The organism is Gordonia sp. C13 (assembly GCF_023218005.1).
Classification (GTDB): domain Bacteria; phylum Actinomycetota; class Actinomycetes; order Mycobacteriales; family Mycobacteriaceae; genus Gordonia; species Gordonia namibiensis.
In genome coordinates, this window is the sequence record NZ_JALPSY010000002.1 from 20,086 (window position 1) to 40,030 (window position 19,945).

19 protein-coding genes are annotated in these 19,945 nt (G+C 66.5%); 12 read left to right on the forward strand and 7 right to left on the reverse strand.

Annotated elements, in window-relative coordinates:
• Position 1: 1 nt before the first annotated feature.
• The 6 genes from M1L58_RS02595 (at position 2) to M1L58_RS02620 (ending at position 6,907) form a co-directional block, all read left to right on the forward strand.
• Entirely contained in the window at positions 2 to 1,261 is a 1,260-nt protein-coding gene (locus tag M1L58_RS02595; protein ID WP_248657725.1) for an MCE family protein, read from the forward strand.
• Positions 1,258 to 2,553 carry an MCE family protein gene (locus M1L58_RS02600; RefSeq protein ID WP_006358676.1) on the forward strand — a complete coding sequence of 432 codons (1,296 nt, stop codon included), beginning with the start codon at positions 1,258 to 1,260 and terminating at the stop codon, positions 2,551 to 2,553. The genes M1L58_RS02595 and M1L58_RS02600 overlap by 4 nt, the downstream gene beginning before the upstream one ends.
• Positions 2,553 to 3,992, forward strand: a complete 1,440-nt coding sequence (locus M1L58_RS02605; RefSeq protein WP_248657726.1) for an MCE family protein — start codon at positions 2,553 to 2,555, stop codon at positions 3,990 to 3,992. The genes M1L58_RS02600 and M1L58_RS02605 overlap by 1 nt, the downstream gene beginning before the upstream one ends.
• Positions 3,989 to 4,915: a hypothetical protein gene (locus M1L58_RS02610; protein ID WP_006358674.1), complete on the forward strand. Its 927-nt coding sequence runs from the start codon at positions 3,989 to 3,991 to the stop codon at positions 4,913 to 4,915. Before M1L58_RS02605 ends, M1L58_RS02610 begins: the two co-directional genes overlap by 4 nt.
• Complete coding sequence (locus tag M1L58_RS02615; RefSeq protein ID WP_248657727.1) at positions 4,915 to 5,577, forward strand: hypothetical protein; 663 nt, start codon at positions 4,915 to 4,917, stop codon at positions 5,575 to 5,577. The genes M1L58_RS02610 and M1L58_RS02615 overlap by 1 nt, the downstream gene beginning before the upstream one ends.
• 406 nt (positions 5,578 to 5,983) lie before the next feature.
• Positions 5,984 to 6,907: a hypothetical protein gene (locus tag M1L58_RS02620; RefSeq protein WP_248657728.1), complete on the forward strand. Its 924-nt coding sequence runs from the start codon at positions 5,984 to 5,986 to the stop codon at positions 6,905 to 6,907.
• Between the two features lie 40 nt (positions 6,908 to 6,947).
• On the opposite strand, the gene M1L58_RS02625 is transcribed toward M1L58_RS02620, so the two are convergent.
• The 4 genes from M1L58_RS02625 to M1L58_RS02640 form a co-directional block, all read right to left on the reverse strand.
• Positions 6,948 to 7,676, reverse strand: a complete 729-nt coding sequence (locus M1L58_RS02625; protein WP_374112647.1) for an FABP family protein — start codon at positions 7,674 to 7,676, stop codon at positions 6,948 to 6,950.
• 317 nt (positions 7,677 to 7,993) lie between these two features.
• Positions 7,994 to 8,299, reverse strand: coding sequence for a DUF1416 domain-containing protein (locus M1L58_RS02630; RefSeq protein ID WP_006866205.1), 306 nt, complete (start codon positions 8,297 to 8,299; stop codon positions 7,994 to 7,996).
• Between the two features lie 5 nt (positions 8,300 to 8,304).
• Positions 8,305 to 9,144 carry a sulfurtransferase gene (locus tag M1L58_RS02635; protein ID WP_006866204.1) on the reverse strand — a complete coding sequence of 280 codons (840 nt, stop codon included), beginning with the start codon at positions 9,142 to 9,144 and terminating at the stop codon, positions 8,305 to 8,307.
• A 411-nt stretch (positions 9,145 to 9,555) separates the two neighbouring features.
• Positions 9,556 to 10,413, reverse strand: coding sequence for an LmeA family phospholipid-binding protein (locus tag M1L58_RS02640; RefSeq protein ID WP_248657729.1), 858 nt, complete (start codon positions 10,411 to 10,413; stop codon positions 9,556 to 9,558).
• 206 nt (positions 10,414 to 10,619) lie between these two features.
• On the opposite strand from M1L58_RS02640, the gene M1L58_RS02645 reads away from it, so the two are divergent.
• The 6 genes from M1L58_RS02645 to pstB all read left to right on the forward strand — a co-directional run bounded on the left by M1L58_RS02645 (position 10,620) and on the right by pstB (position 16,434).
• Entirely contained in the window at positions 10,620 to 11,423 is an 804-nt protein-coding gene (locus M1L58_RS02645; protein WP_006866202.1) for a winged helix-turn-helix domain-containing protein, read from the forward strand.
• Positions 11,404 to 12,309, forward strand: a complete 906-nt coding sequence (gene mshD, locus M1L58_RS02650) for a mycothiol synthase (RefSeq protein WP_248657730.1) — start codon at positions 11,404 to 11,406, stop codon at positions 12,307 to 12,309. Before M1L58_RS02645 ends, mshD begins: the two co-directional genes overlap by 20 nt.
• Before the next feature lie 158 nt (positions 12,310 to 12,467).
• Positions 12,468 to 13,541, forward strand: a complete 1,074-nt coding sequence (gene pstS / locus M1L58_RS02655) for a phosphate ABC transporter substrate-binding protein PstS (RefSeq protein ID WP_248657731.1) — start codon at positions 12,468 to 12,470, stop codon at positions 13,539 to 13,541.
• A 156-nt stretch (positions 13,542 to 13,697) separates the two neighbouring features.
• Positions 13,698 to 14,729, forward strand: coding sequence for a phosphate ABC transporter permease subunit PstC (pstC, locus tag M1L58_RS02660; RefSeq protein WP_248657732.1), 1,032 nt, complete (start codon positions 13,698 to 13,700; stop codon positions 14,727 to 14,729).
• 2 nt (positions 14,730 to 14,731) lie between these two features.
• On the forward strand, positions 14,732 to 15,631 hold the full coding sequence (gene pstA, locus M1L58_RS02665; protein WP_248657733.1) for a phosphate ABC transporter permease PstA: 900 nt from the start codon (positions 14,732 to 14,734) through the stop codon (positions 15,629 to 15,631).
• Positions 15,632 to 15,657: 26 nt separating this feature from the next.
• Entirely contained in the window at positions 15,658 to 16,434 is a 777-nt protein-coding gene (gene pstB, locus M1L58_RS02670; RefSeq protein WP_248657734.1) for a phosphate ABC transporter ATP-binding protein PstB, read from the forward strand.
• A gap of 59 nt (positions 16,435 to 16,493) precedes the next feature.
• Here the strand turns inward: pstB and M1L58_RS02675 are convergent, their stop codons facing one another.
• The 3 genes from M1L58_RS02675 to M1L58_RS02685 all read right to left on the reverse strand — a co-directional run bounded on the left by M1L58_RS02675 (position 16,494) and on the right by M1L58_RS02685 (position 19,828).
• Positions 16,494 to 16,643, reverse strand: a complete 150-nt coding sequence (locus M1L58_RS02675) for a hypothetical protein (protein ID WP_248657735.1) — start codon at positions 16,641 to 16,643, stop codon at positions 16,494 to 16,496.
• A gap of 167 nt (positions 16,644 to 16,810) precedes the next feature.
• Positions 16,811 to 17,473: a phosphate signaling complex protein PhoU gene (phoU, locus tag M1L58_RS02680; protein WP_248657736.1), complete on the reverse strand. Its 663-nt coding sequence runs from the start codon at positions 17,471 to 17,473 to the stop codon at positions 16,811 to 16,813.
• A 105-nt stretch (positions 17,474 to 17,578) separates the two neighbouring features.
• On the reverse strand, positions 17,579 to 19,828 hold the full coding sequence (locus M1L58_RS02685; RefSeq protein WP_248657737.1) for an LCP family protein: 2,250 nt from the start codon (positions 19,826 to 19,828) through the stop codon (positions 17,579 to 17,581).
• Positions 19,829 to 19,945 lie beyond the last annotated feature (117 nt).

A 19,945-nucleotide genomic window follows, 5' to 3' on the forward strand; every position in this document is an offset into this window, starting at 1 on the left:
CATGACCATCGGACGCAAAGTCCTGCTCGGCGTGCTCGGCGTCGTGCTCGCCATCGCCCTGGTCGTCGTCGGGCGGACGGTCTTCCTGAAGTCCACGACCAACACCTTCACCGCCTACTTCGGCTCGGTCGCCAGCCTCTACGAGGGCGACCCGGTGCGGGTGCTGGGCGTCAACGTCGGCAGCGTCTCGAAGATCACGCCGCGCGAGAACGACGTCAAAGTCGAACTGCGCGTGGACAAGAGCATCGACATCCCCCAGGACGCGAAAGCGGTCATCGTCGCGCAGAGCCTGGTGTCGGGGCGGTTCGTCCAGCTGACCCCGGTCTACTCGGGCGGACCGACCATGCCCGACGGCCACGACATCCCGATGGATCGCACCGCCGTCCCGATGGAATGGGACGACATCAAGGCCCAGCTCACCAAGCTGACCGAGGCAATCGGTCCGGAGGGACCGGATCAGGGCTCGGCGGCCAAGGCGGTCAACGTCTTCGACGAGAACCTCGCGGGCAACGGTGCCGCGATCAACAAGTCGATCCGTGAGGTGTCCGATGTGATCGGCACCCTCGCGGCCGGACGCGGAGATCTGTTCTCGACCATCCAGAACCTGCAGAAACTGACCGATGCCCTCGCGGGCAGTCACGAGCAGCTCGTGCAGTTCAACGGCCGGATCGCCTCGGTCAGTTCGGTTCTCGCCGACAACACGACCGAACTCGACGAGGCGCTCAAGGGTCTGGACTCGGCCATGACCGACGTACAGGTCTTCATCGACACCAACAAGGATTCGCTGTCGTCGTCGGTGGAGCGTCTGGCGTCGACGACCAAGATCGTCGCCGAGAAGAACGAGCAGGTCGAGGGTGTGCTGCACTCCGCACCCAACCAGCTCGCGAACTTCTACAACATCTACAACCCGCTCTCCGGTTCCCTGTCGGGTGTCTTCGGCCTCGCGAACGGCACCAACCTGATCACGCTGCTCTGCGGCTCGATGGATGCCACCAACCGGCCGGGGACGTCCAAAGTGGACATCGACAAGTGTGTGGAGATCCTCGCGCCGGTGCTGTCGTCGATCTCGATGAATTACCCGCCGTTCCTCGCCAACCCGGTGCAGGGAGCGAATGCGTTGCCGAGCCAGCTGCAGTACCAGAACGCGGACGTGAAGGCCCGCGCCCAGGCCGGTGTGCGTCGCATCGACAACGAGACCCGGGGGGACAACGCCGGCTCTCCGCTCGGAAACCTGCTGGTGCCGTTCGGGGGTGACCGATGATGTCGTCCCGCCTGCGGGGCGGACTCGCGGCGGGTGCGGTGGCGCTCACGACGCTGCTCGCCGGATGTTCCTTCGACGGACCGAATTCGCTGCCCGTCCCCGGTGCGGCCGGAACCGGCAGCGGGTCGTACCAGATCACCGCGCTCATCCCGTCGGCCGCAGGCCTTGTCAACAACGCACCGGTCCTCATCGACGACTCGACCGTCGGCAGCGTCGGCGACATCGAGGTCCAGGACTGGAACGCACTCGTGACGATCCGCCTCAACGAGGGCGTCATCATCCCGCGCGGATCGCATGTGATGGTCGGGATGACCAGCGTGCTGGGGTCGACGCACCTCGAGATCGTCCAGCCCGCCGAACCGGAGGGCGGACGCCTAGAAGAGGGCGACGAGATCCCGCTGACCAAGTGCCCCGAGCAGTCCAACATCGTCACCGATCCGAAGGTGCCGGCGGTGCCCGACATCAACGCCGCACAACAGGTTGCGGCCTGCACCTACCCCAGCACCGAACAGGTACTCAGCTCGCTGTCGGTGGTCCTCAATGGCGGCGGACTGTCGCAGGTCGGCGACATCGTGCACGAGATGAGCGAGGTGTTCGGCGGACGCGAGGACCAGATCAAGAAGCTCATCCCGCGACTGAACACCCTCGTCGCGGATCTGGATGCGCAGAAGGACAACATCATCCGCGCCACCGAAGGACTCGATCGGTTGTCCCGCACGATGAACGAGCAGAAGGACACCATCGAACGCGCACTCGACGCCAGCCCGCAGATCCTGCAACTGCTCGTCGACCAGCGTCAGCAGTTCCTCGACACCCTCGCCTCGGTGTCGAAGCTGTCGAAGACCGCCAACGACATCCTCGACGCCAACACCGAGGACATCGTCACGATCGTCGAGGGTATCGAACCCGCCCTCGACCAGCTGCAGGCCTCGGGACCGGCGATGACGCAGTCGCTGAACATCCTGCTGACCTTCCCGTTCTACGAGCCGACCATCCGGACGATCGTCAAGGGCGACTTCGTGAACTCCGACCTCGTACTCGATCTCACGGTGGACCGCCTGAGCGAGACCATGTTCGCCAGCCTCGGCGTCACCGGACCCGAAGGCGTCTTCGGTAAGCCGGCCGGTGCGGCCGCCCGCGGACTCAATCCGTTCACCGCGCCGCTGATCCCCGGCGGGGAAAAGCTCCCGGACACCGCGGAACCGGTTCCGGCGAACCTCATCCCGCCGGTGCAGGTGCCTTCGCCCACCGCCCCGCCGACGGTGCCCGCCGATCAGAAGGGCGGCCGCTGATGAAGATCACCAGATTCGTCCGGATGCAGCTGATCATCTTCTCGATCGTCACCGTGGTCGCGATGGTCGTGATGGCGCTGTTCTACATCCGCATCCCGTCGATGTTCGGCGTCGGCAGTTATCGCGTGCAGCTGAACATGGAGACCAGCGGCGGGCTGTACCAGAACGCCAACGTCAGCTACCGCGGCGTCTACGTGGGCAAGGTCGACTCGGTGAAGCTCACCGACGACGGCGTGCAGGCCACGCTCGTCATCGACTCCGGCACCGACATCCCGGCATCGGCCAAGGCATCGGTACGCAGCGTCTCCGCGATCGGCGAGCAGTTCGTCGAGTTCACCCCGAACCCGGATCCGCCCGCCGATGCCCCGACCGGTTACCTGCACAACGACTCCGAGGTCACCGTCTCCGAAGTGCCCGTGGAGATCTCGACGATGCTGGACCAGGCCGATGCGCTCCTGAAGGAGATCGGCGACACCAAACTCCGCTCGCTCGTCGACGAGGCCTTCGTCGCCTTCAACGGCACCGGTGAGTCGCTGCAGCGCCTCCTCGATTCGATGACCCTGTTCATCGGCGAGGCCAACAAGAACACCGACACCACGATTTCGTTGATCGAACAGGGTGCACCTCTGCTGGGCACACAGTCCCGCACGGCCGACGACATCCGGGCGTGGACCCGCAACGTCACCGCGTTCACCGATCAGCTCCGGGCCGACCGCCCCGAGATCGGCGACATCCTCCGCAAGGGACCGTCGACGACGTCGAAGGCGCAGGACCTGTTCGAATCGCTGGGCGGTTCCTATCCGCTGCTGGTGTCGAACCTGGGCACGATCGCCGAGACCCAGGCGGTGTACCTGCCGAACTGGAAGCAGATCCTGGTGCTCTACCCGCGCCTGATCAACTCGTTGATCACCGCCCTGAACACCGGCACCAACAACTTCGGGCCGAACGTGAACTTCTCCCTGAGCTTCCAGGACCGGCCGGGGTGCAACATCGGCTTCCTGCCCAAGGAGGAGTGGCGGTGGCCGTCCGAACAGACCGCTCGCGAGCTGCCCCCGGGCATGCTGTGCCGCGTCCCGCAGAACTCCAACATCGCCGTGCGCGGCGCCCGCAACTACCCCTGTGCCGAGTTCCCCGGCCGCCGTGCGCCCACGCCGGCGGAATGCCGGACCGGGTACAAGCCGAACCCCGGCTCGGTGGATCCCTTCCAGAACGGCCTGCCGTTCGGCCTGAAATGGGAGCCCGCGTCCTCCGGTACCGTGACACCGGGCACACCGAAGGACTTCGAGGCAGAGCCTGCGGTGTACGCCACGACATACGATCCGGAGTCGGGCAACTTCATCGGACCCGACGGCAAGACGTACAACGCCGGCACGGGGCGTGAAGGGCAGGGACAGAGCAGTACATGGCAGACGATGATCAGCGGGACGGTCAGTCCGTGACCCCTGAGGGCACCGGCACCACCACCCCGGTCACCAGGAACCCGACCGACACCACACCGAACCGCACCGGCTCCACCGACCGTCGGGCGGCCAAGCGTCCGGTCCGATCGGCACCCATTCGCCGCGGCCGCTCGGGGGGAAAGAAGCCGTCACAGCGCTCAGCGGCAACCCCGGTGACCGAGACGGCCGTCGAGGACACAGCCACCCCGAATGCAGCCGCCCCGGATGCCGTGGAGACCCCGGCCGACCGGAACGCGGAGACCGCGACCGGTGCGGTGTCGCTCACGAAGCCGGACGCCGGGGAGGAGATCGCCCCCGATCCGTCAGAGGTCGAGAAAACCGTCAGCTACCGGGAGCGGCGTCGCAACCGACTGGCGTCGAAGACCCCGGAGAAGACGGGCAAGGGCAAGGTCCGCTACCGCGGCTCCGGCCGGCGTTCGTCGCGGACCGTGGTCGGCGTCGTCGTCGGGATCGTGCTCATCGCCGTCTGTGCGGTGGCCTCGGTGGTGTTCGCCCTCGGCATCGCCCGGCAGGACCAGCAGAACGACCTGCGGGCCGAGTACTCGGCATTCGCCTCGCAGGTGCTGATCAACCTGACGAGCATGAACCCCGACACCGTAGACCAGACACTGAAATCGGTGCAGGACGACACCTCCGGCAAGGTCAAGCAGGAGGTCCAGAACAACATCCAGCAGGTCGCCTCGCTCGTCCGCGACGGGAAGCTCGAGACCAAGTCGATCATCCTCAGCTCGGCGGTCACCAAGTCCGAACCCGACGAGGGATCGGTGATCATGGTGTTCGGCTGGCATCAGCAGTCGCTCGACGGCCAGACTCCCGCCCAGGACAAGGTGTTCCGCTGGCGCGTCGACATGACCCGCATCAACGGTGAGCTGAAGATGACCGACTTCGAGTGGGTGGCGTGATGGCCGACAAGAAGCCCGGGCCCGGCAAGGGACGCCTCGGACTGATCGTGCTCACGGTTCTCGTCGTCGCGGCTCTCGCGGCCACCGCGTTCCTCGGCTACCGGTACATCGAGGGTCGATCGGTGGAGGATGCGCGCGAGTCCTCGCTCGCCGCCGCACGCGACTACGCGAACACCATGTTCGGCTACAACGCCGAGAACGTCAGCGACCACATCGATCAGTCGATGAGCGTGCTGACCGGCCCGGCCAAACCCGAGTACACCAAGCTGATCACCGAGAACAACCTCGCCGCGGAGGTCCGCAAGCAGCAGGTGGTGTCCGAGGTGACCATCCAGGACGCCGGCGTGGTCACCAACACCGCCGACACCTCGAAGGTGCTGATCTTCATGAACCAGTCGGTCACCCGCGGTCAGAAGGAACTCGTCAGCATCAACCCGTCGCGGCTGACCTTCAACATGGAACTCCAGGGTGACCGCTGGATGATCAACAACATCGAGGTCATCACCGACGACACCTTCCGCTCCAAGCTCGAGGTCGTCGAGTCCCTACCGCCGGACGCCAAGCCGTTGCCCGGGCAGTCGCCGGCCCCGTCTAAGGCGCCGTCCGCACCGCCCGCGGCTCCGGCCCCCGAATCGGGCGCACCCGCGGTTCCCGTGCCCTGACACTCCTCCGAAATCCCGTTGCGGGACGCCGGAATCGGGCGTACTTTCGCGGGTACACAGGGAAGGAGGTGGTCTGATAGTGATTTCTCATCGGACATGTGAGGTGACCATCCGTTAGCAGCTGACCGTGTGGCATTCGTGTCGCCGGAGGTGGATCCCCGCCTCGTCAGCGCCGACGAATACCAGGTGGTCACCCGGCCCCCGCATCCCGACCCGGTCCGGTCGGCACGAGGCTCGTATGAGCGATGCGGGGGCCGTTCCATGTCCGGGCATCGTGTCCGGACATTGTCGTTCGGGTGGTGGACTACTCGAGAGTTCGGGGTGCGGGCGTTATGAACCGGAGCAGTCCGGCGATGTACCTGTCACGAATACCTGCCACAGGGGACACCCGCCCGAGGAGAGAACGATGGTCGCCACGAACGCAGTCCGCGAACAGTCGGTCGGTCCTGGTCTCGGAGGCGCTGTCGCCGACGACGCCGCTGCTCGCGACGGCCGGTGGGACGATCTGTACTGGGGTCCCGGCGATCCCGACTTCGGAACCACGACGCCGCCCCGCTTCACCTTTGCCGACCCCCACGAGGCCGGACTCTTCCATGCCGACGACGAACACGTGTCCATCCACAACCGGGGTGCCGGCCCCGCGGCCGCGCTGATCTTCTTCGTCGACGGCCGCGTCGAGCTCCGGCGTCTCGAACCCGGCGAGATGATCATCCTGCCCGACGAGGATTCGTTCACCTACGTGCAGGCGCCTCGACGCGCCGACGGTCGTCCGGTGGTCTATGGCGGGGTGTGGGTCCAGCAGGGGAGGGCGAGGCCGGTGACCATCCCGATCCCGACCGAGCGGGAGTTCCTCGCCCAGCGTTACCTGACCCCGTGGAGCACGGATTGGGTCGGCGGACTCGCCGGCTGCCGCCTACGGGACCCGGCGGAGGATCGGATCTCATACCAATACCGTTCCGGTGGAACGACTTTCACTGTTCGCAATGCCGGCGACAGCTGGGTTGCGGTCGTTCATCGGGCCGGGACGGAGTACAGCGTCGTCGAATGTGGTCCGCGTGAGCGGGTCGACTTCCCAGTCTCCCCGCACTCAGCGCAGAGCGACGTGTTCTCGGTGGTGGGACAACGGCAGACCGGTTCGCCCGGACGTGGCCCCTACGTCTCGGCGTCGGGAACCGTGCACCCCGGATGGGCGGGTCGCCCCGGAGCCGCCACGGCATACGGATCGGTTGTGGTCATGCTCGGATCGCTGGTGTACAGCGCGCTACCGAAGCGCAACCTGTACGTGGCGTTCTCGGATCGCCGACGCGGCTGCAGCCGGGTGCATCGCTGAGCGACGCCCGGAGCGCGCGTCGAGAAGAGTGCGGCCGGGCTCAGCCGACGTGGCGTCGTAGTTTGGCCGACAGTCGGGGGAAGAGGTCACCGTCGGTGCCGACCCGTTCTTCGACGTAGGCGAGGTCGCCGTCGGGAACCAGCCCGTAGAGACGCTTGGCGCCGCCCGCGCGACGGCCGGACTGGGACTTGATGACGACGTCGGTCGCCAGTTCCCACGAGGTCTGGTTGAGGGGTGTGCCGTAGAAGAGCTCCACCGATCCCTCGGCGTGGGCGAGAAGCAACTCGATGGTGTCGTCCTCGCCGATGCGCCAGAAACCGGATTCGCGGAGGTCGGGACGCTCGAAGGCGGCGTCGTCGTCGATGACCCACGAGCGCGACTCCCAGGTGAGAAAGTTCTGTCCGTCGTGCGAAACGACGATCTGCTGCGCGAAGTGGTAGTCGGTGTCGGTTTCGGCGTCGTGGCCTTCGCCCTCGCCGCGCCAGACGCCAACGAGTGGCAGCAGAGCCAGCAGGCCGGGATGGAGATCGGCGCCGAGGCGGAGGTTGGCGGTGTCCGCGGGCAGCGGGAGATCGTCCCACGTGGGGATGTTGCGCTCACGACTGCCGGACTCGATGGCACGTGCCTCGGCCTGGTTGATCGCCTCGTCGCCCGAACGATGGGTGCCACCGCCGGCTACGACGCCGTCGCCAGAGGGCACACCGTCGCCCGAGGGGGCGGCGCCGACTGGTTCGTCGCCGGCGTCACCGGCTCCCGGGTGGGACGTCACGACTCGTCGGTGACCAGGCGGTAGAGGGTGTAGACACCAAACCAGGTGATCAGCACGGCGGCCAGGATCAGCAGGATTTCGAAGAAAAGGACCACGAGGCAAATTCTAACCCGGGGATGTCCGACAGGTTCAGGGGGTCTCCCTTCGAGACGCTTCGCTCCTCAGGGAACGGGACGGTGCTCCAGCAGGCGCTCCTCAGGGAACGGATGTCTGGGCATTCACCCGATTTTCGGCCCCGGAAATGACGAAACCCGGTCACCGCAGCGCGGTGACCGGGTCGCGTCGTGAGGTCTCAGACGCCCACGACTAGGACTGCATCACTTGGAGACGACGATGTCCTGCTCGTGGATGCCGGGACCCTCCGGGCTGATCGACGCATCGCCGTTGCCCACAGAAGACAGGGCGCGAACCGTCCAGGTTCCGGGAGCGGCGAAGAATCGGAAGTCGCCGGTGGGCGAGGCGACGACCTCGGCGGTGAATTCACCGGTCGAGTCGAGGAGACGCACGAAGGCGCCGGCAACGGGGTTACCCGAGCCGTCGGTGACCTGTCCGGTGAGGACGGTCTCCTTCTCCACGTCGACGCCCGCAGGCAGCTTCTGTCCCTGCTTGGGTGCAGCACACATAGTTATTACTTTCCTTCTCCGAGTTCGATCGGCGCACCGACCAGCGAGCCGTACTCGACCCAGCTTCCGTCGTAGTTCTTGACGTTCTTCTTGCCCAGCAGCTCGGTCAGCACGAACCAGGTGTGGCTCGAGCGCTCGCCGATGCGGCAGTACGCGATGGTCTCGCGGCTGTCGTCGAATCCCTTGTCCGCGTACAGAGCGGTGAGCTCCTCGTCGGACTTGAAGGTGCCGTCCTCGTTGGCGGTGGTCGACCACGGGATGTTGATCGCACCGGGGACGTGGCCGCGCTGCTGCGCCTGCTCCTGGGGGAGGTGAGCCGGCGCGAGGATCTTGCCGGAGAACTCGTCAGGGCTGCGCACGTCGACCAAGTTCTTGGTGCCGATGGCGTCGATGACCTCGTCGCGGAAGGCGCGGATGCTGAGGTCGGGCGAGGAGGCCTTGTACTCGGTGGCCGGACGGGTGACCGCATCCGAGGACAGCGGACGGCCGTCGAGCTCCCACTTCTTGCGGCCGCCGTCGATCAGCTTGACGTCGTTGTGGCCGTAGAGCTTGAAGTACCAGTAGGCGTAGGCAGCGAACCAGTTGTTGTTGCCGCCGTAGAGGATCACGGTGTCGTCGTTGGAGACGCCACGCTCGGACAGCAGCTTGGAGAAGCGGTCGGCGTCGACGAAGTCGCGACGGATGCCGTCCTGCAGATCCTGCTTCCAGTCGAGCTTGATCGCGCCCGGGATGTGGCCGCCATCGTAAGCCGAGGTGTCTTCGTCGACCTCGATGAAGACAGTGTTGTCGGCGTTGAGGTTCTGCTCAGCCCACTCGGTGCTGACCAGGACGTCGGAACGTGCCATGTCTGGTTCCTTTCGGATGGATAACTGGTGGTGGGTGGATCTGGTGATGCGTAACAGCGGCGAGGCGCGGACAAACGCCCGCGGCTCTGTCTGTGATGAACGAGGAGGCGCATGGAGAAGACACTCAGGCCTCGGGAGAAACGCACCCCGTCGTCATCGGCGGTGCGCATGGCGCGGCTGCGGGGCAGCGCTTGTCATGGCACACCGTCAGCGGTGCGTGCGACAGCAACAATCGGCGACACGACAGAAGTCGATCGCCCGGCGACGTGTGAGCATGTACTCACGGCGCTGTTGCATGCCAACGAGGGTACAACAGTGCCGAACAGAGTCCGAAACCCCGGGTGGATTGCACTCTGACCTGCGAGAAAAGGCTGCGAACGGAATGTGCGCGAGTCTGGTCGCGGCGTCGGGTCAGAACCGGTCCGGACGCACGTCGGTGACGCCCGATTCGGACACCAGCTGGACGTCACCGCCGAAGCTCTCCGCGCGCTGGGCGACGAGCCCCCAGGCCATCGGGAGTCGGGGGAGGACCATGCTGAACCGGTCGAGCACGGCCGCGCGCATGTCCTCGCCGACATCGGCGTCCACGTGACGTTCGGGTCCGGTGTAGAAGTCGGTGGCCCGGATCTGCAGCGCACCGTTGGTCACCGAGAGGTCGACCGCGACGCTGACTCGAACCTTCGGACCGGTGTATGCCGACGCGGACGGCGGATCGTCGGCGTCGCGGCCGTCGTCGGGCGGCAGTGCCACCGTCCCGGTGAAGACGACCCCCTCCGACCGTGAGACGACCCCGTCCTGGGGGCCACCGCTGCCGGCCTTCCCGTCGGGGCCGGGCGTGCTGACGGTCAGGTCGGTGATGCGCAGATACCGCGCCAGGGTGACCGCATCGAGGCGGGTGTAGGCCGAGATCGAGTCGGTGTGCAGAACATCACTCGCGGAGAAATCGCCTCGTTCGGGACCCCGGAATCGGCCGAGTACGGCGCCCAGTTCGCCGCGACAGACGCCGCGTACGGGTTCACAACCCGGGAGTTCGACGCCGCGGGCGGCGATCGTCACACCCGGGTAGTCTCCCGTCCTGGCCTGGGTGAGGAACGGGAACCCGGCGAGGGTCACCTCGGGATCGGATGGGACGCGCGGTGATTCGGCGAGGGCCACCGACAACCGGTGTTCGCCGCGGATGGCCGCGCCGACGTCGACGAGCAGGATTGCCGCCGCCGCGACCATGACGATCACCGCCGCGATGACGAGGACTTTCCGGATGCCCGGCATGCTCGGAAGACCACCCTCTCCATCGTGTGCACCGACGGCTTCGACTCGCCTAGTTAACAGCGGTGTGCGTCGGTGGCGCTATTCTGTCACCTATCTCGCACACGTTGGTAAGGCAGCGTAAACAATCTTCGACGATGTGCGCGGAGGCGTTCACAGCGTGGTGAGCGGATTGGTTGGTCCGGAACCGAACGAGATCGGAGTGCTAGGTGGATCTCTTGTTGTTGACGGCCGATCCCAATCCGGAATCGGTCTTGCCGTCGCTGTCGCTCCTCGCCCACAACGTGCGAGTCGCCCCGACGGAGGTCTCCTCACTCATGGAGGCGGGCAACGCAGATGTGGCCCTCGTCGACGCCCGCGCCGACCTGGCGGCAGCACGAGGACTGTGCCGTCTGCTGGGTAGCACCGGTTCGTCGGTGCCGGTGGCGGCTGTGCTGACCGAGGGTGGCTTGGTCGCGGTCAATGCCGACTGGGGCATCGACGAATTCCTGCTCCCGGGGACGGGTCCGGCAGAGCTCGACGCGCGGTTGCGATTGCTGGTCGTGCGCACCCGGGGGGTGGCCGCCGAGGAGACCTCGGGCAAGGTCACCCTGGGGGAACTGGTCATCGACGAGGGGACGTACACCGCGCGACTGCGTGGGCGTCCCCTCGATCTGACTTACAAGGAATTCGAACTGCTGAAGTACTTGGCGCAGAACGCAGGTCGCGTGTTCACGCGCGCCCAGCTGCTCCAGGAGGTGTGGGGCTACGACTTCTTCGGCGGCACGCGCACGGTCGACGTGCACGTCCGTCGACTCCGCGCCAAGCTCGGGAGCGAACACGAATCACTGATCGGTACGGTCCGCAACGTCGGATACAAGGCAGTGCGGCCCACACGCGGCCGGACGGCTCAGCCCGACACCGGGGATGCCTCGGAAGACGGTGTGCCGGATGTCGATCCGGCCGATTTCGACGACACGATCGACGGTCCCGGTCCCTTCGACGAGGAGTTCAGTGCCAGCGCCGGAAGCTGACGATGTCCAGGTACGACGAGGGGCCGCTCCGGCGGAGGTGATCGCCGAGGCGCATCGCCTGGTGCGTGCCGCGACAGTCGCCGACGGCGTCGCTCCACTCTCCGACGAGGCGGTGAAAGCGATTGACGCCGATGCGGATTCGCCGATCGTCCAGGTGTGGTCGACGGGGGCGTACGCCAACATCGTCCCCGGTCGGGACGGCGAACCGTCGATGATCGAGGCGGTCGTCGACCCGGATCAGCGGCGCCAGGGCAAGGGCCGTCGGCTGCTCGAGGCCGCGTTCGCCGAGGCGCGACAGGGCGGTCTCGACGCCCGTGTGTGGGCGCATGGCGACCTTCCCGGAGCGGTGGCGCTCGCGTCGGCGATGGGACTGCAGAAGCGTCGTGAACTGCTGCAACTGCGGCGACCGGTCGGGGAAGGGCACGAACTCCCCGAGCTCGCAATCGATCCGGGGCTCACGCTCCGGACCTACGACGGATCGGCGGACGACGCGGAGATCCTGCGCGTCAACAACGCCGCCTTCGACTGGCATCCCGAACAGGGCGGCTGGGAGCTCGATCAGATCACCGAGCGGGTCGCCGCCGACTGGTTCGACCCCGAAGGCCTCTTCCTGGCCTTCGACACCGAGAACCCCACGAGGCTTCTCGGGTTCCACTGGACCAAACTGCACGACGCCGAACTCGGTGAGGTGTACATCGTCGGGGTCGATCCGCAGGCCCAGGGACGCGGGCTCGGCAAGCTGCTGACGCTCGCCGGACTCCACCACCTCGCACGGCGCGGCGTCGCCGAGATCAACCTCTACGTCGAGGGTGACAACACGGCGGCGCTGCGGACGTACGAACGTCTCGGCTTCACCAGGTTCGCCGTCGACGTCGCCTACGGCTGAGTCCCCTCAGCCGGTCGTCGCGAGCCCGACGTGCCGGGTTCACCTTCCGTTCATCTTCTGTCGGGGATCAGGCCACCCGGCGCGCTTAGCTTTCCTTTCGGACACTCCGGACACCCGGTCCTCGGGACGGAGCACGAAAAGGAAAGGCAACACCTGCGGTGAGAATCAAGCGGAACGGCGCTCTGGCGGCGGTGTCGGCAATCGCGGCACTGACCCTGGTGACGGCGTGTGGTGGGGGAGACAGCCAGACGGTGAGTGGCGAGGGCTCCACCGCCCAGCAGAAGGCCATGGAGCACTTCAGCCAAATCCTCTCGGACGACAGCGACATCGTCCTCGACTACACCGGCAGCGGCTCCGGTGACGGCATCAAGAAGTTCATCGCCGGCGACGTAGACTTCGCGGGTTCCGACTCGGCACTCAAGGCCGACGAGGTCACCGCGGCCAAGGAACGCTGCAACGGTAACGATCCCTGGCATCTGCCGCTGGTCGTCGGACCGGTTGCGATCGCCTACAACCTTCAGGGCGTCGACAACCTCAAGCTCGATCCCACCGTCATCGCGAAGATCTTCAACGGCAAGATCACCAAGTGGAACGATCCGGCGGTCGCCGCGCTCAACCCGGGCGCGCAGCTGCCCGGTGACGACATCGTCCCGGTCTACCGCTCCGACAGTTCGGGCACGACCGACAACTTCCAGCGGTTCCTGCAGAACTCGGCGCCGAACGACTGGCCGTACGAGCACAGCAAGGAGTTCGCCCCCAAGAACGTCGGCTCCGGCGCGTCGAAGTCGACCGGCGTCGGCGACACCGTCAAGAAGACGCCGGGCTCGATCAGCTACGTCGAATGGGGATTCGCCACCGAGAACGACCTCGGCGTCGCCGACATCGACTTCGGTGCCGGCCCGGTTGAGCTGAACGCGGCGAGCGCGGGCAAGGCCCTCGACGCGCTGGCGTTCAAGAACCCGGACAGCAAGGACCTCGTCGTCGACACCGACGCGCTCTTCGCGTCGAAGGCTCCGGGCGCCTACCCACTGTTGCTGACCCCGTACTCCATCGTCTGCTCGGCGGGTTACTCCGATGAGGCGACCAGCACCACCCTGAAGGATGCGTTCACCAAGATCCTCGACGACGGTCAGACCGGCCTCGAGGAGATCGGCTACGTGCCGGTGCCGCAGAGCTTCAAGGCCAAGTTGCAGGGCACCGTCGATGCGCTCGCCGGTAGCGGCAACGCCTGACGTGAGACAACAGAGCAGCGCGTGCGGGGCCGCCAGGGTTTGCGGCCCCGCGCTCGCGGTTGACACACTGACACGACTCTTCGCGTGTCGCACGGACTGTGAGCGGTGGACCGGGAAGTGGCCCCAATGACCAGAGCGGAAGCACGAGAAGGACGCATGACGTCGCTGAGCAAACAGGATGGTGCGGTCCCGCCGGATTCCGACCGGACGAGCCTCCCCGAGGCATCGCCCGACGGCTCGTCCTCGGGCAGCCTGCACTCTGCGGCCCGTCACCGCGTGGCCGACCAGATCTTCCGCACGCTGGCCGTCGGTTCGGGGTTCGTCGTCTCGCTCGTCATCGGGCTGATCGCGCTGTTCCTCGTCGCGCAGGCCGTCCCGTCGCTGCTGAAGAACGAGGAGAACTTCTTCACCTACACCGGTGACTGGATCACCAGCGGCAACCAGCTCGCCTTCGGCATCCCGCAGCTTTTCTATGCGACCGTCGTCGTCTCGGTCATCGCACTCCTCATCGCGATGCCGGTGGCGCTCGGGATCTCGATCTTCCTCACCGAGTACGCACCCAAGCGTCTCGTCGGACCCATCACCTACACCGTCGACCTGCTCGCCGCGGTGCCCTCGATCGTCTACGGCCTCTGGGGCATCCTGGTGTTGGGGCCGGCGCTGGTACCGGTCAACGAGTGGGTCGTCGGGCACCTCGGTTTCATGCCGTTCTTCCAGCAGCCCACCCAGGTCGCGAACATGTCCACCGGCGGCACGCTGCTCACCGCGGGCATCGTGCTCGCCGTCATGATCCTGCCGATCATCACCGCGGTCACCCGCGAGGTCTTCATGCAAACCCCGAAGGGACACCGGGAGGCGGCGCTCGCCCTGGGCGCCACGAAATTCGAGGTCGTCAAGCTCGCGGTGCTGCCCTTCGGCTTCTCCGGCTACATCTCCGGTTCGATGCTCGGCCTCGGGCGCGCGCTCGGCGAGACGATGGCGCTGCTGCTGATCATCTCCACTGCCGGGCCGATGAACTTCAACCTCATGGAGAGTGGTGAGACCTTCGCGACCAAGATCGCGAACAACGCCGCCGAGTTCGACTCGCCGGCCAAGACCGGCGCGTACATCTCCGCAGGCCTGACCCTCTTCGTCCTGACCTTCATCGTCAACGCCGCCGCTCGTGCGGTCGTCGCCGGAAAGAAGTGAGCATGACCGCCATCACCCCGTCGCCCACGGCCGACCCGGTCAAGAAGCCCTCCGGCTTCACCCCGCTGGCGAAGCGTCGACGCGTCACCGATCACGTGGTCCGGATCGCGGTCGTCGCCGCGCTCCTCGTCGCGCTGGTGCCGCTCGTGTGGCTGGTCGCCACCCTGGTCATCCGCGGCATCGAACCGCTGCTCGACATCGACTGGTGGACGTTGCCGGAACGCAAGGGCGGCGCTGCCAACGCCATCGTCGGCACGTTGATCCAGACCGCGCTGGCCGCCGTCATCTCGATCCCCCTCGGTATCTTCGTGGCGATCTACCTCGTCGAATACGCCACCAAGACGTCGGTGCTCGCCCGCGTGACCACCTTCATGGTCGACATCCTCTCCGGTGTCCCGTCGATCGTCGCGGCTCTGTTCGTCTATGCGGTCTGGCGCACCACGCTCGGGTTCCCCCGGTCGGGTTTCGTCGTGGCGATCGCGCTGGTGCTGCTGATGGTCCCGCTGGTGGTCCGGGCGACCGAGGAGATGCTCAAGATCGTCCCGCAGGACCTGCGTGAGGCGTCCTACGCGCTGGGCATCCCGAAGTGGAAGACCATCGTGAAGATCGTGCTGCCGACGGCACTATCCGGCATCGTGACCGGCGTGATGCTGGCCATCGCGCGTGTGATGGGGGAGTCGGCGCCCGTGCTCATCCTGGTCGGTTCTACCCGCGCGATGAACTGGAATCCCTTCGACGGCAATCAGCAGTCGCTGCCGCTGATGATGGTGCAGCAGTACAACAACGGGCCAGGCGCCTTCGACGAGGTCTGGGGTGCGGCCCTCTGCCTGGTCGTCCTCGTGGCCATCGTCTACTTCGGGGCCAAGGTCGTGTCGAAGATCTTCGCGCCCAAGACCTCCTGAAACATCTCTGTAGAAACGGAACAGTCATGGCAAAGCGCCTCGACATCAAAGACCTGAACATCTACTACGGCGACTTCCACGCGGTGAAGGACGTGACCCTCGAGGTGCCGCCGCGCTGCATCACCGCCTTCATCGGACCGTCGGGCTGCGGTAAGTCGACGGTGCTGCGGACCCTGAACCGCATGCACGAGGTCACCCCGGGTGCGTACGCGGAGGGCAGCGTACTGCTCGACGGTGAGGACATCTACGGTCGCAACGTCGACCCGGTCAGTGTGCGCGCCACGATCGGCATGGTGTTCCAGCGGCCCAACCCGTTCCCGACGATGTCGATCAAGGACAACGTCGTCGCCGGACTGCGCCTGCAGGGCGTGCGCAACCGGGCCGAACTCGACGAGGTCGCCGAGCGCAGCCTGCGCGGCGCGAACCTGTGGGACGAAGTCAAGGACCGCCTCGACAAGCCGGGCGGCGGCCTTTCCGGCGGCCAGCAGCAGCGGCTGTGCATCGCGCGGGCGATCGCGGTCTCGCCGGACGTGCTGCTGATGGACGAGCCGTGCTCGGCGCTCGACCCCATCTCGACGCTGGCGATCGAGGATCTGATGGGCGAGCTCAAGAAGGAGTACACGATCGTCATCGTGACCCACAACATGCAGCAGGCCGCCCGCGTGAGCGACCAGACCGCCTTCTTCAACCTGGAGGGCGTCGGTCAGCCCGGGCAGCTCGTGGAGATCAACGACACCGAGACGATGTTCTCGAATCCGACGAACAAGGAGACCGAGGACTACATCTCGGGTCGGTTCGGCTAGAGCCTCGGCAATCACTCCGACAGGGTCCTTCCCACGATGGGAGGGACCCTGTCTGCTTCTCACATGTTGATGAGAAGGATGACGAGTAGAGCGATGAGCGAGGCGATGACACCGAGATAGGTGATGATCTGCCGGCGGTGAGCGGCGGCTGCCGCGTCCTCGTCGGTCATCGCATTGAAGTCGGGTTCGACCGGCTGATTCTGGCCCATGCCCGCCACCATAACGGGGACAGGTGGAGCTGCGAAATCGGTTCCGGTCGCTGACGGCTCTCCATGTTCACTGACGTGAAGACGGGGGGCGTTCGGTTCGTCGAACTGAATTCTCGGCTTCTTCGGATGTGTTCCCTCGCTCGCCTCGGGGAGGCGAGCGAGGAAGATCACCCGACGTTCTGGAACTGCTCGGGGGTCTTGCCGGTGGCGGTGAACACCACCCGACGGCCGATCAACACGGCGTGATCGGCGAACCGTTCGTAGTAGCGTCCCAGCAGTGTCACATCGACCGCGGCAGCGACCCCGTGCTGCCATTCGCGGTCCATCAGGACGGTGAACAGGTGGCGGTGGAGGTCGTCCATCGCGTCGTCGTCTTCTTGCAGGCGCAGCGCGGCTTTGGGATCGCGGGTTACGAGGACCTCGTGGGCGCTCTTCGCGAGGGTCACCGCGAGCCGGCCCATTTCCGCGAAGTAACCGTTGACCTCCTCGGGGAGGGCCTTGGCGGGATGGCGTCTACGGGCGACCTTCGCGACATGGAGGGCGAGCGCGCCCATCCGGTCGGCGTCGGCGACGATCTGGAAACCGCTGACGACGCCGCGGAGGTCACCGGCGACCGGGGCCTGCAGTGCGAGAAGGGCGAAGGACTGTTCCTCGGCACGTGCCGACAACTGCGTCATCCGCTCGGCGTCGCCGATGACCTCTTCGGCAACGGCGAGGTCGGCCTGCAGCAGTGCCTGGGTGGCTCGCGACATCGCGGTCCCCGCGAGTTCACACATCTCACCCAGGACGTGGGTCAGCGCCTCGAGTTGCTCTTGGTAGGCGGTACGCATGTCCCCAGGATACGTCGGGGATCGGTCCACTCCGCCCACGACCGATGAACGCAGCATGAACGTCCGGTGCAGAGACTCCGACGCCGCTCGTCCGGACCGGCCGGACTAGGTACAGGTGGTGTCGCCCGCGTTGGTGACGGCGAGGTCGTTGGGCAGGTCACCGGTGTTCTCGGCCGGCGCGAGCTGCTCGACGTTCACCGTGGCCCCGGCATCGGGCACCGATCCCAGGTCACCGGTGAAGTCGGACCCGAGGATGAGTTCGACACCCGACTTGACCGTCCGGTCGAGCTGGATCTCGGCGCCGGGGAACATCGCGGCCAGTGTGGCGGCCGCGTTCTGCTGTCCCGGGCCGTACCGCACGACGGTGTCGTCCCGGTTCTCCGACGCGTCGGCGACGCCGCGCACATCGAAGCCGTACGGGGTCAACTGCTCGGAGACCTCGGCGGCCAGGCCGGTGGTGGGCGTGCCGTTGAGTACGCGCACACCGACGTTGCCGGGATTCTGCGCGGTGGCGTTGATGCGCCCCGGGGTCTCGGTCGAGTTCCGCGAGCTCGGGGCCCGCGACGGCGCCTTGGACGTCGGCTTTTTCTTCTCGACCTTCTCACCGGGCAGCGGCAGGTCGTCGATGATCGCGTTGAAGATCGCGTCGACGTCGTCGGTGCGCGGGATCTCGTTGTTCATACCGTCCTCCGAGGTGCCGGAGGTGGGAATGGTCAGGAAGGAGACGCGACCGGCCTCGATGCCCTGCATCGACTCGGCGAGCTGGATCAGCGACTGGGTGTCCACACCGTCGACGTAGCTGTACTCGATGAAGGTGTTGACGATGCCGTTGAGCTTGTTCGGGTTGGACAACACATTGCCCGACAGTGTCGAACGCAGCAGCGACGACATGAACAGCTGCTGGCGCTTGATGCGGCCGTAGTCGCCATTGCCCTCCGAGGCGATGTTGCGGGCCCGGACGTAGTTGAGGGCTCGGCGTCCGGTCAGCTTCTGCTTGCCGGGCTTACGGAGGATGTGGCCGATCTCGTAGTCGTAGAGCGGCGCTGTGGAGCAGACCTCGACGCCGCCGATCGCGCGGACGACCTTCTCGAAACCGTAGAAGTCCATGCCGATGAAGTGGTTGATGTTGAGACCGCTCATCTGGGTGATCACACGGACGAGGCACTGCGGGCCGCCGTAGAAGTAGACGCTGTTGAGCTTGACCCCGTCTTCGGCGGGTAGCTCGGCGCCGTATTCACCGGTCTCGTTGTCCCAGGAGTTGCACGCGGGGCGATCGACCTGGAGGTCGCGGGGGAAGGACACCGCGACGACGCGCTCGCGGTTGGCCGGCACGTTGACCAGGATGACGGTGTCCGAGCGCGCACCCTCGGCGTCGGCGACGGTACCTGCGCCGACCTTGGAGTTGTTGCCGCCGCGGGTGTCGGTGCCGACGATCAGGTAGGTCTCGTCACCGTGCTGGGCGTCTTTGTTGCGGATGTTCTTGTCTTCGGCGTCGACGGCGGTGACGTTGCGCCAGTTGCCGTTCCACGACTGCAGGTAGTTCCAGACGAAGCCGGTGCCGACGAGGGCGGTCACACAGGCGATGGCCACCAGGATGCGCCCGGTGGCAGTGGTCTTGCGGAGGAGGGAGCCGCGCGGATCATCGCCGCGGCCGGGATGACGCCGGGGACCCTGACGGAGTTGCAGCGGACCGGTCAGGTCGGGGGTGCGCTCGAGCGGTGCGCGCGGCGGACTCGGGGCCACCGGCGGCACCATGGCGTCCTGGGCGCGCGACTCCTCGATGGCCCGCTTCGCGGTGGCCTGGTCCGACAGGTCGGGCGCGGGAGCGTCGGGTTTGTCACCGATGGTGCGGATCTTCTGGGTGACGTCGTTGCCGAAGTGGTGGATCTCGGTGGGACGATCGTCTGCCGCGGGTTGCCCCTGATCGCTGCGCCCGAGCGGAGGCCGCGGGGGCCGCACCTGGTCGGATTGCGCCGGATCGAAGCGGCGCGACCGGTCGCGGGTCGTCGGCGGGATGTTCGTGGGCCGACCGGCCGGGGGTGCCTGGTCGGTGGTGTCGGCGCGGAAGCGTCCGCGGCGTGGGGCGTCTGTCGGAGGTGTCCGCGGTTCCTCCGCGTTCATCTGCTCCATGAGCTCGCGGACGGTCAGGCGCGTCCGCCCACGTACGAAGCGGTCACTCGCACGCGGTTCCCGCAGACTCGGGTGTGCACCCCAGTCTGGGTTCTGGGCGCGGGGATCCACCGGAGGACGGCGGTCGTTGCCATCGTCCGGGCGTCCGGCACGACGGCCACGACGAGACCTGTTGGCCTCGTCGCCCGCCTCCGGTTCGTCCGGTCCCGATGTCCAACGACTCAATGCACGTTCCTCCGAGGTCTACAAGACGCCAACCGCGCGTCGGGGCTGGTCGACGCGGTGCGCAAGCACGTAGGGACCCGGCAGGCCGGGACCTTCGCGCCATACTACTGATCGCAC

Coding starts and splice junctions, on each gene's coding strand:
- M1L58_RS02595 (WP_248657725.1), top strand. CDS start 2: ATGACCATCGGACGCAAAGTCCTGCTCGGCGTGCTCGGCGTCGTGCTC.
- M1L58_RS02600 (WP_006358676.1), top strand. CDS start 1,258: ATGATGTCGTCCCGCCTGCGGGGCGGACTCGCGGCGGGTGCGGTGGCG.
- M1L58_RS02605 (WP_248657726.1), top strand. CDS start 2,553: ATGAAGATCACCAGATTCGTCCGGATGCAGCTGATCATCTTCTCGATC.
- M1L58_RS02615 (WP_248657727.1), top strand. CDS start 4,915: ATGGCCGACAAGAAGCCCGGGCCCGGCAAGGGACGCCTCGGACTGATC.
- M1L58_RS02620 (WP_248657728.1), top strand. CDS start 5,984: ATGGTCGCCACGAACGCAGTCCGCGAACAGTCGGTCGGTCCTGGTCTC.
- M1L58_RS02630 (WP_006866205.1), bottom strand. CDS start 8,299: ATGTGTGCTGCACCCAAGCAGGGACAGAAGCTGCCTGCGGGCGTCGAC.
- M1L58_RS02635 (WP_006866204.1), bottom strand. CDS start 9,144: ATGGCACGTTCCGACGTCCTGGTCAGCACCGAGTGGGCTGAGCAGAAC.
- M1L58_RS02640 (WP_248657729.1), bottom strand. CDS start 10,413: ATGCCGGGCATCCGGAAAGTCCTCGTCATCGCGGCGGTGATCGTCATG.
- pstC (WP_248657732.1), top strand. CDS start 13,698: ATGACGTCGCTGAGCAAACAGGATGGTGCGGTCCCGCCGGATTCCGAC.
- pstA (WP_248657733.1), top strand. CDS start 14,732: ATGACCGCCATCACCCCGTCGCCCACGGCCGACCCGGTCAAGAAGCCC.
- pstB (WP_248657734.1), top strand. CDS start 15,658: ATGGCAAAGCGCCTCGACATCAAAGACCTGAACATCTACTACGGCGAC.
- M1L58_RS02675 (WP_248657735.1), bottom strand. CDS start 16,643: ATGGGCCAGAATCAGCCGGTCGAACCCGACTTCAATGCGATGACCGAC.
- phoU (WP_248657736.1), bottom strand. CDS start 17,473: ATGCGTACCGCCTACCAAGAGCAACTCGAGGCGCTGACCCACGTCCTG.